Below are 14,454 nucleotides of genomic sequence, written 5' to 3' on the forward strand. Positions count from 1 at the left end.
TTACACCTCTTCGGGCGTTGCAGCCAACGCTTCGCGCGTGGCCGTCAGGTAAATTTCCGCATTGTCCGTCAGCGACGGCCCCAGATAGCCACCTTCCTGAATGAGTGCGGTGGGCAGGCCAAGAGCCACGATTTCCCGCGCCATTGTGGCAAAGCCCTGACCCGTCATCTTCACTTCGGAAAGCGGATCATCATCCGCCATGTCGAAGCCCAGCGATATGACGATCGCCTCGGCGCCGAAGACACGGATCGCCTGCAGCCCCTCGCGGAAACGGCCAAGAATGGTCTCCACATCGGCGCCGGGTTGCAGGCAGAGATTGAGCGTTGCGCCCTTGCCTTCCCCCTCACCACGCTCATCCTCATAGCCCAGATAGTATGTCGGGTAGTTGGTCGGGTCGGTGTGCAGCGAACAGACAAACACGTCGCCGCGCTCGTAGAAGATGTCGAGCGTGCCATTGCCGGTATGGGTGTCGATATCGAGCACCGCGACCTTGGAGAATTTCCCGCGCAGCACCTGCGCGGCAATGGCTGCATTGTTGAAGGCGCAGAAACCGTTGGAAGCATCCGACAGCGCATGGTGACCGGGAGGGCGGCAGAGACCATAGACGGCGCGCTCGCCAGCCTTCACCCGTTCCGCCGTCTCGATGGCCGTTTGGGCTGACCAGTAGATGGCTTCCCAGGTGCCTTCCGTCAGCGGCACGGAGGTGTCGGTCGCATACCAGCCAAGCTGACCGAAGATGGAGGCGGAAGGACGGCCTACCCGTCTGCCCGGATGGCAGTTCGGGATTGGCTCCTGGTCGCCGGCTTCCGCCCTCCAGCGCTGATAGGCATCCTTCCAGAAATCGACGTAAGCACCATCATGCACCGCCTTGATCGGAGCTTCGCCGAAATCGCGCGGTGTCTCGATCGGGAAGCCGTTCTTCTTCAGCATGTCGCGGATCAGGATGGCGCGCTGTGGCTGTTCGGGATGGGGAATATAGGCCCCGCGCCGGAAATAGCGCTCCGGATTGTGCTTGAGCTGACGCTCGTCAAAAATGGCCTTCATGGACCTTGTGCCTCCTCGAAAATTCAATAGCCGCTTGCGCGGTCGACAGCCGTGCGCGGGGTTTCGCCTCTGACCACAGCAAGTGCAGCCTCGCTCACCTGTTCGGCCGTTTTTGTGGGTGAGCATTCGCAAGCCTGATGCGGCGTGACGAGCACGCGTTCATCGCGCCAGAACCGGTGTTCGGGCGGCAGTGGTTCGCGCTCGAACACGTCCAGCGAGGCACTGCGGATATGACCGGCATCGAGAGCCGCCACCAGATCACGTTCCACCAGATGTTCGCCCCGCCCAAGCTGGATCAGCGCCGCCCCCTTCTTCATCGCCGCAAAGAATCGCGCGTCGAGCAGGCCGCGTGTCTGGCGGGTGAGCGGCAGCACATTGATGAGAATGTCGGACACCGCAGCGACATCGTAGGCCGAGTGTTCGCCTGCGTGATATTCAACACCGGCAACCGGATGGTCCGGCATCGAGCGCACGCCTGCCGCGACCTGGAAGCCCATGCCCATGACCGCGCGTGCAATGGCCTGACCCATCATCCCGAAGCCCAGGATGCCGACCGTGCATTCGCGCGGCGGGATGAAAGCGTCGATGCCCAGCCGCGACCATTCCTGCCGGGCTTCGTGCCTGATGTGATGCGCCATGTTGCGATGGTGCCAGACCACATGCCACGCGGCGAACCCGGCCATGAAATCCGCCTGGTTCTCGTCGCGAATACGCGCCACGACAGCGTCTTTCGGCAGGCTTGGACAGTTGACGATGGAGTCCACGCCTGCCGCGATCGAAGATGCGAGCCTGAGATTGGGATAGGGCGCAAAGGCGTTGGCAGCTGGCAACCAGGCGAGCGCGAAACGCACCTCTTCCGGATCGTCAATGTCCTCGGGCTTGCGCAGCCGCACCTTGTCCGCATGAGCTGCAAAATAAGGCGCATACATTGCTTCAAGATCCAGCGTCGTGGACAGATAGACGCCTTCGATCACCTCACCCATTCGCGCCCTCCGCCTCGATCGGTTCCACGCCGCACCAGTCGGCGATGAAAAGCGCAATTGCGCCGGTGACGCGTTTGATGGACGAAAGGCTTACCCGCTCGTCAAAGCCGTGAATATTCTCGGTGATGGGCCCGTAGACGAGGCAGGGCATGTCCGCATAGATCACGAAGACGCGGGCGTCGAGATAGCCGGGCGTGACAAAGCTCTGCAGTTCGGACGAGGTTGCGCGGCGGTGCGCTTCAGCAAGGGCAGCCTCCGCATCCGATCCCTCGTCCAGCACATAGCCGCGTGCGAAGAAGCCGTTCCAGGTAATCTTGGGCGGGCGGTTGCCCAGGAATGCGTCGCTTGCTAGTTCGCGCGCCAGATGCGCCTCGATCTCTGCCGCACGCTCCTTCGGCTCGTCGCCGGGATAGATCGCGATGCGGCAGGAGATGCGGCACCAGGCCGGGACGCTCGACGCCCAGTCGCCGCCCTCGATCTTGCCGACATTGAAATTGATCGGGTGTTCCAGATCCTCGAAGTGGGGATAATTCGCCTTCTGCGCGTTCCACTCCTCGGTGAGCCGCTTCAGGCTTTCGATCACGCGATAGGTCGCCTCAATGGCATTCGCGCCGCTGCCTGCCTCACGCACATGAACGGGATGGCCGGACACTTCCACATCAAACCAGAGCACGCCGCAATTGGCGCGCACCAGCATTTCGTCTTCCGGCTCGGGAATGATCGCGGCATCGGCCGTATAGCCCTCCACCAGGCAGGCAAGGGCGCCATTGCCGGTGCACTCCTCTTCGACGACGGACTGAACATGCACCTTTGCCGCCGGCTGCAGGCCCAGGCGCCGCAATGCGTCCAGCGCGAAGATGTTGGCGGCAATGCCAGCCTTCATGTCACCGCCGCCGCGGCCATAGAGCCAGTCGCCGACGCGTTTGGGCTCATAGGGTGGTGACACCTCCCACATGTCATGCGGGCCTTCCGGCACCACATCCATATGCCCGTTGAGGATCAGCGAGCGCCCCTTCGCCTCGCGCGGCTCATGCGTGGCTACGACATTCACCGCTTCGGAGTAATCGACTGCGACAGGCGAGAACCCCGGATGATCCTTGATCTTTTCTTCATCGATCCGGAACGTCGTCACGTCATAGCCGCGCGTTTCCAGCGCCTTGTGCACGAAATCCTGCGCCGGCTTCTCCTTGCCCCGCAGCGAGGGGAAGCGGATCAGGTCTTCGGTGAAGCTGATCTGCTCTTCAAAACCTTCCTCGACGGATGCGAGGATCTGTTGGGCGAGTTCCTGGTTCATTGCGGCTTGTCCGTGGTTGATGTTGGGCGCGTCGCAGCACCCCCCTCTGGCCTGCCGGCCATCTCCCCCACAAGGGGGGAGATTGGTTGCTTTGAGTGCAATTCCCCATCCGCATAGGGTGGTGAGATTTCAGCGATTGATCTCCCCCCTTGGGGGGGAGATGGCCGGCAGGGCAGAGGGGGGGCTCCCACGCGCAAACGCAAAAACACTTTCCCTCACCCCACAGTCACGGCCGCCAGATCCTTCTCGCGGCCGGGAATGGCCTCGATCAAGGACCGGGTATAGCCACTCTTGGGGTTGTTGAAGATGTCATATGCCGGCCCAAGCTCCACCACCTCGCCCTTCTGCATCACCGCGATGCGGTCGCAGATCTGGGCAGCGACGCGCAGGTCGTGGGTGATGAAGATGAGGGCGAGGTTCAGCCGCTCCTTCAGCTCGGCAAGCAGATCAAGCACCTGCGCCTGAATGGAAACGTCGAGCGCGGAGACCGCCTCGTCCGCGATGATCACCCGCGGCTCCAGAGCAAGTGCGCGGGCGATGCCGATGCGCTGGCGCTGACCGCCGGAAAACTCGTGCGGGTAGCGATCAATTGCTGAGGCGTCGAGGCCGACGAGTTCGAGAAGCCGCTCGGCATTGGCATAGGCTTCCCCCTTCGAAACACCATGGGCCATCGGCCCTTCGGCAATGATGCGACCGATCTTTGAGCGCGGATTGAGCGAGGCATAAGGGTCCTGGAAGATCATCTGGATCGATTTGCGCGCCTCGCGCAGCGCCTCGCCCTTCAGCTTAGCCATGTCGTGGCCGCCAAGGCGCACCATGCCCTCGTCCGGCTCCATCAGGCGGACGAGGCAGCGCCCGACGCTTGACTTGCCGGAACCGGATTCACCCACAATGCCAAGCGTTTCGCCTTCGGCGAGCGTGAAGGAAACGTTCTGCACCGCCTTCACCACCCGCGGATTGCGACCGAGAAAACCGCCGCCCGTCACATAGGTCTTGCAAAGGCCTTCCACCTCCAGCACCGGCGCCTTGTCGATGCCTGCCACTGCCTGGTCGGTTGCCAGCGTCGGGATCGCGGCAATAAGCTTCTTCGTGTAGTCGTGGCTGGGATTGTCGAGCACCTCGTCCGCCGTTCCGGCTTCGACGATGCGGCCATATTGCATGACCGCCACACGGTCGGCGATTTCCGCCACGACACCGAAATCATGGGTGATGAACATCACCGCCATGCCGTGCTTCTTCTGCAGCTCCCGAATGAGTTCGAGGATCTGCGCCTGGGTCGTCACGTCGAGCGCCGTGGTTGGCTCGTCGGCGATCAGAATTTCCGGTTCGAGCGCCAGGGCCATGGCGATCATCACGCGCTGGCGCTGACCGCCGGAAAGCTGGAACGGATAGGCCCGCATGGCCTTTTCGGGATCGGGAATTCCGACTTCCTTCAAAAGCTCCAGCGCCCGGGCGGACCGCTCCTTCGGTGAAAGCAGATTATGCGCCTCGAAGACCTCGGCGATCTGGTCCTCGATCCGCATCAGCGGATTGAGCGCGGACATCGGCTCCTGGAAGATCATGGCGATGCGCCGTCCGCGCAGATCCATGAGCTGGTTTTCCGAAAGCGTCAGGAGGTCGATCCCGTCAAACATGATTTCGCCGCCCACCGGCCGCACCAGATCGGGCAAAAGCCCCATCATCGCATTGGCGGACATGGATTTGCCGGAGCCGGATTCGCCCACGATGCACAGGATCTCGCCCTTGTTGAGATCATAGCTCACATCGTCGACGGCAAATTCGCGATCGGCACCTTCAGGCAGCGCGATGCGCAGATTGCGGATGGAAAGGACGGGATTGCTCATCATCACTTTCCTTTCCGTGCAAGGCGCGGATTGAGCGCGTCATTCAGGCCTTCGCCGATGAGATTGAGCGCCAGAACTGTGAGCAGGATTGCCACGCCGGGGAAGAAGGACAGCCACCAGGCCTGCCGGATAACGGTGCGCGCCGCACCGATCATGTAGCCCCAGGACATCATGTTGGGATCGCCCAGACCCAGAAAGGACAGTGACGATTCCAGCAGGATCGCGGTTGCCACCATCAGCGAGGCCAGAACGATGATCGGCGAGATCGTGTTGGGCAGCACCTGCCGCATGATGATGGTGCCGCTTTTCTGGCCCGAAAGGATCGCCGCCTCGACATATTCGCGCGAGCGCAGCGACAGAACCTCGCCGCGCACCAGACGCGCCACGGGCGGCCAGCTGACAATGGCGATGGCCGCAATGATGGAATAGATGCTCGGCTGGAAGATCGCGACAAGCACGATGGCCAGCGCGAAACTCGGCACGGTCTGGAAGAACTCGGTGAAGCGCATCAGCGCATCATCGGCCCAGCCGCCGAAATAGCCGGCAAGCGCGCCGATCGGTATGCCGATCAGAAGGGCCGCGACGGTCGAGACCAGGCCGACAAGCAGCGAAACCTGTGCGCCATAGGCAAGCCCCGCCATCACGTCGCGGCCAAGCGCGTCGGTGCCCAGCGGATACTGGTCCATGGAAAGCGGCGGCAGGAATGGCCGCTGCACCATGCGCCATGGCGACTGCGGAAAGACGAGTGGCGCGAGGATTGCGACCACCACCACGATGGCGAGGATGACGAGGCCGATAACGGCGCCGCGATTGCGGGAGTAGCGTTTCCAGAAATCCTTCATGGCTCAGCCCACCCGGATGCGCGGATCGACGAACCGATAGAGAATGTCCGTGATCAGGTTGAACAGAAGCACCATGGCGGCGGAAACGAAGAAGACGCCCAAAAGCACGTTGTAATCGCGCTGCGCGAGCGCCTCGAACATCAGCCGTCCGATGCCCGGCCAGGCAAAGACCGTCTCGGTCAGCACCGCACCACCCACGAGCTGGCCCGCCTGCAGGCCCGCAAGGGTGACGACCGGCAACATGGCGTTGCGGAAGATGTGCCTGCGCTGGATGATGCCGGGCTTCAGGCCTTTGGCACGCGCGGTCTTGACGAAATCAAGCTGGCTCACCTCCAGCATGGAAGCACGCGTCATGCGCATATAGACCGCCATGAAGAAGAGGCCGAGCGTGGTTGCCGGCAGGATCAGATGTTTGGCAATGTCGAGGAGCCGCGCGAAACCCTCATGATTGGCACCGACCGTCTCGTATCCGAAGCCCGGCAGCCAGTTGAGATAGACGGAGAACACCAGCACCGCCATCAGCGCGGCCCAATATAGCGGCGTGGCGTAAAACAGGAGCGCCAGCGTGGAGATGAAGGTGTCGGACCATTTGCCGACACGGGCAGAGGCCAGAACACCTGCGATCGTGCCGAGCGTCAATGCGATGACGAATGCGGTCAAAGTCAGGATGAGCGTTGCGGGCAACCGGTCGAAGATCAGGTCCGCCACCGGCATCTGCTGGCGGTAGGAAAAGCCCAGGTCAAGCTGCAGCACGCCGCCGAGATAGATGCCCAGCTGCGTCAGAAGCGGCTTATCGAGCCCGAACTGCTCACGCAGATCGGCGATGAATTTCTCATCCGCCGCACCGGCCTCACCTGCCATCACCGCAGCCGGGTCACCGGGTGCTGCATGGATGAGGAAGAAATTCAGGATCAGGATGGCGATCAATATGATCACCGCCTTTCCCAGTCGCATCAGGATAAAGCGTAGCATCGGGTCTCGGAACTGGCTGGTCGTCTAATGATCGGGGGATGCGCGCAGTCACCCCCCTCTGCCTTGCCAGGCATCTCCCCCACAAGGGGGGAGATTATCGCTTCATCATTGTCGCGCCTCACCTGTCTGAAGGCTATTCTCCCCCCTTGTGGGGGAGATGGCCGGCAGGCCAGAGGGGGGCGTGAAGAAAGCGAACTCCGGCGTTTGGCTCCCACTCACTTCTCGATATACGCGTCCTTGAAGCCGTCGTTCACACCGATGGCGGTGGTGACGAGGTCCTTGACGTTGCAGCGATAGATCGTCGGGAAGCCGAGTTCGAGGAGCCATGCGACCGGCACGTCATCGGTCAGGATCTTCTGCAGCTCGGTGTAGATTTCCTGACGTTCCTCCGCCGTTACCGCGACAGCGGCCTTGGCGAAGAGCTCGTCCACCTTCTCGTTCTCATAGCCTTCGACATTGTTCCACTGGGAACCCTTGGCAATGTTGGACGAGATATAGGTACGCGCCACGCCAAGTGCGGGATCACCATACTGGTAGAGATAGGTGAAGGCCATGTCGTAGTCCCACTCGGCCAGCTTCTGGTTCCAGCCGGCGACATCGGTGGAAACGATCTCGACATTGATGCCGACTTCACCGAGATTCTGCTTCACGGCTTCCGCCCAGCGCTGCCAGGTCTCGCCATAGGGAAGCGGCAGCAGGCGGACGGTCTCGCCGTCATAGCCCATTTCCTCGAGCAGCTCCTTCGCCTTGTCCGGATTGTACTCGTAGGTGTTCACGTCATCGGTGTAGAAGCGCGTGGAGGAGGAGACCGGACCGGTCGCAACCTTGCCCAGATCGTTCCAGAGCGCGGACTTGGCGAATTCGCGGTCCATCGCATACATCACCGCCTGGCGGAAACGCTTGTCGGCCGTCGGACCTTCACGGTTGTTCAGCCACATCCAGGACAGCGGACCGAAATATTCCCAACCCTTGTCGGTGACGCAGGTATTGTCCATCGCCGTGATGCGCGGCACATCGAAATTCTCGATGGAGCCACCGGGAAGAATGTCGACCACGCCCGTCTCATAGGCGACCGCACGTGACGCGGCATCGGGGATCACATGCCAGTAGATCTCGTCGAGATAGGGCTTGCCTTCCTCATAGTAGTCCTCGTTCTTCGTCAGAAGAATGTGCGAGCCCTTTACCCATTCCTTGAACTTGAAGGGGCCGGTGCCGATCGGCGTGTTGTTCGCCTCGTTTGTCTTGTAGTCGGTGCCTTCATAAATGTGTTTCGGGATCATCGGCATGGTGCCGACCTCGAAGATGCCGAGGAACGGCCCGAAGGGCTGCTTCAGCTTGAAGACGACGGTGTAATCATCGGGTGCGGTGATCGATTCCACATGCTCGAGCGAGGTGCGCAGTCGGGCATGGGTTTCGCGCAGGAACTGGTCGGCGGAAAAGACCACATCTGCAGAGGTGAAGGGCTCACCGTCATGCCATTTCACATTCTCATGCAGCTTGAACGTATAGGTCAGGCCGTCTTCGGAAACTTCCCATTCCTTCGCAAGCTGGGGCATGGGGTTGAGTTCGGTGTCGTAGCGAAGCAGGCCCTCATAGATATTGCCGGCGACCATCTGGGTCGGGCCGTTTTGCACGAGACCGACCATCAGGCTTGGCGGCTCAGGCTGGATCACCACATTGGCGCGTCCCCCAGAGACGGGCTCGGCGTGCAGCGCCGTCGACACCAGAAGGGCGGCGGCGAGAGTTGTCAGTCGTTTCAGCATGGTTGTTCGTTCCCCTGGGTTTTGGCCGGTGCGGGCTTTTTTTGCCTCTGTCACCCGGCTGATGGCTTTCGGTTCGACGCGGATTTTCAGTTCACAAGATCAGGATAGTGCTTGATGGCAAGGCGCTGGAATGCATCCCATTGCGGATCGGGCTTGTTGCCCGTGTGATGGCTGTCCCAACCTTCGTATTGCTTGGCTGTCTTCTCGGCGAGTTCGGGATCAATTCGCCGCTGCGTACCGCCGGAAGACATGATGGCGAGTTGCGCGCGGCATGCGCGCTCCATGTTGAACATGAGCGCAAAAGCCTCGCCAACGGTACGCCCGCAGGTGAGAAGGCCGTGATTGCGCAGGATCATGACATTGCGGTCGCCAAGATCGGCAACCAGCCTCTCGCGTTCGCCCAGATCAAGGGCAATACCCTCATAGTCGTGATAGGCCATGCGGTTGTAGAATTGCAGCGACCACTGGTTCAACGGCAGGATGCCCTCTTCCATCGAGGAAATCGCGACACCGGCGACCGTGTGCGTGTGGAGAACGCAATGGACGTCCGGCCGTGCGGCATGGACAGCGGAGTGGATCGTGAAGCCTGCCTTGTTGATGCCCGCGCCATATTCGTCGCGCAGGATGTCTCCATTGACATCGACGGTCACGAGGCTTGACGCCGTCACCTCGTCGAAACGCAGGCCGAAGGGATTGATGAGAAAGGCATGCTCGCCCTCCTCTGCGGGTGCGCGGCTGGAGATATGCGTGAAGATGCTGTCGTCGAGCTGGTAATGCGCGATCAGCCGATACGCTGCCGCCAGTTCGATCCGCTCGCGCGGCTGTGTGGAGCCGGGTGCAACGGATTCATTCGCCGATTCGAGCCGGTGCGTGCTCATGGAACCCCTCTTCCTGAGATGACCGCGGCTTTTTTCTTCTTTTTGTTCAGCCGCGGCTTGTTGTTTCGTGCGTCAGGCAAACACAGGCTGACAGCAGTGTCAATTGTCGACAATTTGCAAAAATGATGCGAGCATCGTGAAAAACGCGCGCAGGACGTTGCCCCTGCCACCTCAAGTCGAAAGGCAAGACTGCAGGGGCGCCAACCTTCGCGACGTGCAAAGGGGAATGAGCGAATGGACAAGCAGGCAGATCACCCGGAGATGGCCGCGGCCAATGGGGATGATGAACCCGCGACCGGTGTCTTCCACACTATTTCCTCGACCGATCTCGTCACCCAGATCGCCCGCCAGATCACGGAAGCCATCGTGTCCGGGAACTTGCGCCCCGGTTCACGCCTCACCGAGCTTCAGCTTTCGCGGGAATTCGGCACCAGCCGGGCGCCCGTGCGGGAGGCCGCCCGTTTGCTTGAAAGCCAGGGGCTTGTGGTCTCCAGCCCACGCCGCGGTTTCTTTGTGCGCACGCTAGAACCGCAGGATCTGCACGACATCTACGAATTGCGCATCGGTCTGGAAGTGCATGCAGCCCTTCTCGCCGTCGATCGCATCACCGAACATGAAATCGACCGTCTGCAGCGCCAGATCGAAAAGATGTATGCGCTTGCCGACGAGGGCTCGCTTGAACAGCAGATCATGGAGGATTTCACATTCCACCGGCTCTTGTGCGCGGCCAGCGGAAATCGCCGGCTGCTCAAGGTCTATGACGAACTGGCTACAGAGATGCGATGCGGAATAGCGCTCATCGGCCGTCTGTTCGACAGCGCCCACCGCCTTGCCGAAACGCACGAACCGGTACTCGACGCCTTGCGCGAGCGCGATGCCGACAAGCTGGCCGCAGCCGTGCGTTTTCACATCGTCGAAGCCCAGGATCAGGTGGTGGAGCTGTTTTCCGAGATCAGTCGCCGTCCGAAGCCGTGAGAACGTCGCGGCACCGCATTTGAGCGCGAAGGGGTTGGGATGGTCCTGAACAATTCCCATATGGCCGTCAACGAAGACTGAAGGCCCACCGCATGATCCCCTATTCCCTGCTCGACCTCGCACCCGTGCCCGCCGGCTTTACCGTTGCCGATGCGCTCAACAACACACTCGATCTGGCGCGTCATGCGGAAGACTGGGGCTATCACCGCTATTGGCTGGCCGAACACCACAACATGCCGGGTATCGCAAGCGCCGCGACTGCCGTGCTGATTGGCCAGGTGGCAGCCGTCACCAAACATATGCGGGTGGGCGCAGGCGGCATCATGCTGCCCAACCATGCGCCGCTCGTCATCGCGGAGCAATTCGGCACGCTCGCAACACTCTATCCGGATCGCATTGATCTCGGCCTTGGCCGTGCGCCCGGCACCGATATGGCGACCATGCGCGCGCTGCGGCGCGGGCGCGACCATGCCGACGGCTTCCCCGGCGATGTGGTCGAGCTTCTGCAGTATTTCGAACGCGTGGAGCCGACGCCGCAGGTGCGCGCCATTCCCGGCGAAGGCACGAATGTGCCGCTGTGGATCCTTGGTTCCAGCCTCTACGGCGCCCAGCTTGCCGCACATCTCGGCCTGCCCTACGCCTTCGCCTCCCACTTCGCGCCAGCAGCACTCGAACAGGCAGCCTCTGTTTATCGCCAGAGCTTCCAGCCATCGAAGTTCCTCGACAAGCCGCGTTTCATGATGGCCATGAACGTCTTTGCCGCCGACAGCGATGAGGAGGCCGTGCGTCTCAAAAGCTCCATGCAGCAGGCCTTCATCAATCTGCGCTCCGGCCGCCCAGGGCCCTTCCCCGCGCCGCTTGACGACATCAACGCCCATTACGACGCGTCCATTCTCGCCGCCGTGGAAGAGGCGCTGAGTGTTTCGGCCACGGGTGAGAAAGAAACGGTGCGCGGTGAAATCCAGAAGCTGATCGACCTTTACGCGCCGGACGAAGTCATCATCACCGGCCAGATCCACGACCACGCCGCAAGACTGCGCAGCTTCGAGATCGCGGCAGAGGTGATGCGGGAGTTGCGGGGGTAGTTGTGGGGGAATTTGTGGGGCATGGCGCCCTTTCGCGCCCCCCTCTGTCCTGCCGGACATCTCCCCCACAAGGGGGGAGATTAGCTGCGTTTAATGTAGCTGCCACTCTTCCAATGAAGCCGTGAACCTCTCCACGACTAATCTCCCCCCTTGTGGGGGAGATGCCTGGCAAGGCAGAGGGGGGTGCGCCTTGGCGCCTACATCCCCCCCCTCACACGCATTAAACCATGGTCTTATTGCGTGAAGCCCAGAATCCGCGAACATCTCATCCCGGCAGCAATGCCATGAACCGTGCTGGCCTCATGCCAGAAGGTCTCAATGGGAGGAGAGATATGAAATTCGACAGGATCAACCGGCGCGTCTTCTTGAGAAGCACCGGCATTATCGGTGCTGGCCTGGCCATGCCGACGATTTTCACCAGCCAGTCCAAGGCGCAGGATTTCTGTAACAATCCGACGGGTTCCAGCGTGGTTCTCGGCTTCAACTGCCCACAGACCGGTCCTTATGCAGAGGAGGGCAAGGACCAGTTGAAGGCATATCAGCTTGCCGTGAAGCATCTGAATGGCGAAGGTGACGGCGGCATGCTCAACACCTTCAAGGGCTCCGCGCTCAAAGGCAACGGCATTCTGGGCAAGAAGGTCGAATATGTGACCGGCGACACCCAGACCAAGTCCGACGCCGCACGTGCATCGGCCAACCGCATGATCGAGCGCGACGGCGCGATCATGATTTCCGGCGGTTCGTCCTCGGGCGTGGCCGTGGCCGTGCAGTCGCTTTGCCAGGATATGGGCGTCATCTTCATGGCAGGCCTCACCCACTCCAACGACACGACCGGCAAGGACAAGAAGAAGAACGGCTTCCGCCATTTCTTCAACGCCTATATGTCCGGTCAGGCCATTGCGCCGGTGCTGGCCGAAAACTACGGCAAGGACCGCCGCGCCTATCACCTGACGGCCGACTACAACTGGGGCTGGACGCAGGAAGAATCGATCAAGCAGGCGACCGAGGCTCTTGGCTGGGAGACCGTCGAGGCCGTTCGCACCCCGCTTGGTGCAGCCGACTTCTCGCAATATCTGACACCGGTGCTCAATTCCGGTGCGGATGTTCTCATCCTCAACCACTACGGCAATGACATGGTGAACTCGCTGCGTCAGGCCGTGCAGTTCGGACTTCGCGAAAAGCAAGTCAACGGCAAGAATTTCGAGATCGTCGTCCCGCTCTTCTCCGAGCTCATGGCGCAGGGTGCAGGCGATGCAATCAAGGGCATTTTCGGCACGGCCAACTGGGACTGGCAGCTCGACAATGAAGGCACCAAGGCCTTCACCAAGTCGTTCGGCGAGGAATATGGCACTCCGCCCTCACAGGCCGCCCATACCGGCTATGTGCAGGCGCTGCTTTATGCCCATGCCTGCGAAACTGCCGGCACCTTCCATCCCGAAGGCGTCATTCAGGCGCTTGAAGGTCTGGAGTTTGACGGCCTCGGCAATGGTCCAACGACCTACCGTGCGGAAGACCATCAGTGCTTCAAGCCGGTGCTTGTGGTGCAGGGCAAGGAGAACCCGCGCGACAAATATGATCTCCTGCAGGTGGTCAAGCAGGTCGACACGGATGTCGTGACCTACGACCCGTCCATCTTCGGTGGCGAACTGGGCCCTGTCTCCTCCCAGTGCTGAACCGCCGATAGTGAAACGGGCGGTCGGGCGGAGAAGATCCGCCCGCCGCTCCCCCTGCAAATGGACATGTAGAAGAAGATGGACCAGCTCGTCCTGCAATTGCTCAACGGCCTCGACAAGGGCGGTGCCTATGCGCTGATCGCGCTCGGCCTCACCCTCGTTTTCGGCACGCTTGGCGTCGTCAATTTCGCCCATGGCGCACTCTTCATGATCGGCGCTTTCTGCGCGGTGGTTTTCAGCCGTCTCATCCAGCTCGAGACCGTGACCATCGACCCCGAAAAGCTGACGCCATGGGGATCGCCCATGGAAATCCGCACCCCGCTGGTGCAGGCCTGGCTCGGCGACTTCGGTGCCTTTCTGGTGCAGTGGTCGGTGCCGCTGTCCATCCTGATCGCCATTCCCGTGATGCTTCTGATCGGCATCGCGATGGAGCGCGGTCTTATCCGCTTCTTCTACCGCAGGCCCCATGCCGAACAGATCCTTGTGACCTTCGGCCTGGCCATCGTCCTGCAGGAACTCGTCAAGGCCAATTTTGGTGCCAATCCCATTCCCATGAGTGCGCCTTCCGCCCTTGCCGGCAGTGCCGATGTGGGTGCCTGGCTCGGCTTCCCCGGCATCTATTATCCCTGGTGGCGGCTCGTTTATCTCGCTTTTGCCTTCGTGCTTGTCGGAGGTGTCATGGCCTTTCTGCGCTTCACCACCTACGGCATGGTCGTGCGCGCCGGCATGGAAGACCGTCAGACCGTCGGCTTCCTTGGCATCGACATCCAGAAGCGCTTCACGGTTGTCTTCGGCATCGCCGCTGTCGTGGCGGGTCTTGCGGGTGTCATGTACACGCCAATCGTCCCGCCGAACTACCATATCGGCATGGACTTCCTGGTGCTCTCCTTCGTCGTCGTCGTGGTCGGGGGCATGGGCTCGGTGCCCGGTGCCGTCTTCGCCGGCTTCCTGCTTGGCATACTGCAGTCTTTCGCCTCCATGAACGAGGTGAAGAGCATCCTGCCCGGCATCGACCAGGTCATCATCTATCTCGTCGCCGTCGTCGTGCTGCTGGTTCTGCCGCGCGGTCTGATGGGACGCAAAGGCGTCATGGAGAACTGA

At 61.2% G+C, this 14,454-nt stretch carries 12 protein-coding genes; 4 read left to right on the forward strand and 8 right to left on the reverse strand.

Annotated elements, in window-relative coordinates:
* The 8 genes from WA367_RS17785 to WA367_RS17820 all read right to left on the reverse strand — a co-directional run bounded on the left by WA367_RS17785 (position 1) and on the right by WA367_RS17820 (position 9,620).
* On the reverse strand, positions 1 to 1,044 hold the full coding sequence (locus WA367_RS17785) for a histone deacetylase family protein (RefSeq protein WP_336058106.1): 1,044 nt from the start codon (positions 1,042 to 1,044) through the stop codon (positions 1 to 3).
* Between the two features lie 23 nt (positions 1,045 to 1,067).
* On the reverse strand, positions 1,068 to 2,027 hold the full coding sequence (locus WA367_RS17790; protein WP_336058107.1) for an NAD(P)-dependent oxidoreductase: 960 nt from the start codon (positions 2,025 to 2,027) through the stop codon (positions 1,068 to 1,070).
* On the reverse strand, positions 2,020 to 3,321 hold the full coding sequence (locus WA367_RS17795) for an ArgE/DapE family deacylase (RefSeq protein WP_336058108.1): 1,302 nt from the start codon (positions 3,319 to 3,321) through the stop codon (positions 2,020 to 2,022). Before WA367_RS17795 ends, WA367_RS17790 begins: the two co-directional genes overlap by 8 nt.
* Before the next feature lie 215 nt (positions 3,322 to 3,536).
* Complete coding sequence (locus tag WA367_RS17800; RefSeq protein ID WP_336058109.1) at positions 3,537 to 5,165, reverse strand: ABC transporter ATP-binding protein; 1,629 nt, start codon at positions 5,163 to 5,165, stop codon at positions 3,537 to 3,539.
* Positions 5,166 to 5,167: 2 nt separating this feature from the next.
* Positions 5,168 to 6,007, reverse strand: a complete 840-nt coding sequence (locus WA367_RS17805; protein WP_336058110.1) for an ABC transporter permease — start codon at positions 6,005 to 6,007, stop codon at positions 5,168 to 5,170.
* Between the two features lie 3 nt (positions 6,008 to 6,010).
* Complete coding sequence (locus WA367_RS17810) at positions 6,011 to 6,979, reverse strand: ABC transporter permease (protein ID WP_336058111.1); 969 nt, start codon at positions 6,977 to 6,979, stop codon at positions 6,011 to 6,013.
* A gap of 215 nt (positions 6,980 to 7,194) precedes the next feature.
* A complete protein-coding gene (locus tag WA367_RS17815) occupies positions 7,195 to 8,742 on the reverse strand; it encodes an ABC transporter substrate-binding protein (protein ID WP_336058112.1) in 1,548 nt (515 codons plus the stop codon).
* A gap of 86 nt (positions 8,743 to 8,828) precedes the next feature.
* Positions 8,829 to 9,620: a class II aldolase/adducin family protein gene (locus tag WA367_RS17820; protein ID WP_336058113.1), complete on the reverse strand. Its 792-nt coding sequence runs from the start codon at positions 9,618 to 9,620 to the stop codon at positions 8,829 to 8,831.
* Between the two features lie 234 nt (positions 9,621 to 9,854).
* On the opposite strand from WA367_RS17820, the gene WA367_RS17825 reads away from it, so the two are divergent.
* The 4 genes from WA367_RS17825 (at position 9,855) to WA367_RS17840 (ending at position 14,454) form a co-directional block, all read left to right on the forward strand.
* The gene (locus WA367_RS17825) at positions 9,855 to 10,595 is read left to right on the forward strand and encodes a GntR family transcriptional regulator (RefSeq protein ID WP_336058114.1); all 741 of its coding nucleotides are present in this window, start codon (positions 9,855 to 9,857) and stop codon (positions 10,593 to 10,595) included.
* Positions 10,596 to 10,687: 92 nt separating this feature from the next.
* Positions 10,688 to 11,680 (forward strand): LLM class flavin-dependent oxidoreductase, encoded by a 993-nt coding sequence (locus WA367_RS17830; RefSeq protein WP_336058115.1) that lies wholly within the window; start codon positions 10,688 to 10,690, stop codon positions 11,678 to 11,680.
* Positions 11,681 to 12,012: 332 nt separating this feature from the next.
* Positions 12,013 to 13,353, forward strand: coding sequence for a substrate-binding protein (locus WA367_RS17835; protein ID WP_336058116.1), 1,341 nt, complete (start codon positions 12,013 to 12,015; stop codon positions 13,351 to 13,353).
* 78 nt (positions 13,354 to 13,431) lie between these two features.
* Positions 13,432 to 14,454, forward strand: a complete 1,023-nt coding sequence (locus tag WA367_RS17840) for a branched-chain amino acid ABC transporter permease (RefSeq protein ID WP_336058117.1) — start codon at positions 13,432 to 13,434, stop codon at positions 14,452 to 14,454.

The sequence above is a fragment of the Nitratireductor sp. CH_MIT9313-5 genome (genome assembly GCF_037029545.1).
GTDB lineage: Bacteria > Pseudomonadota > Alphaproteobacteria > Rhizobiales > Rhizobiaceae > Chelativorans.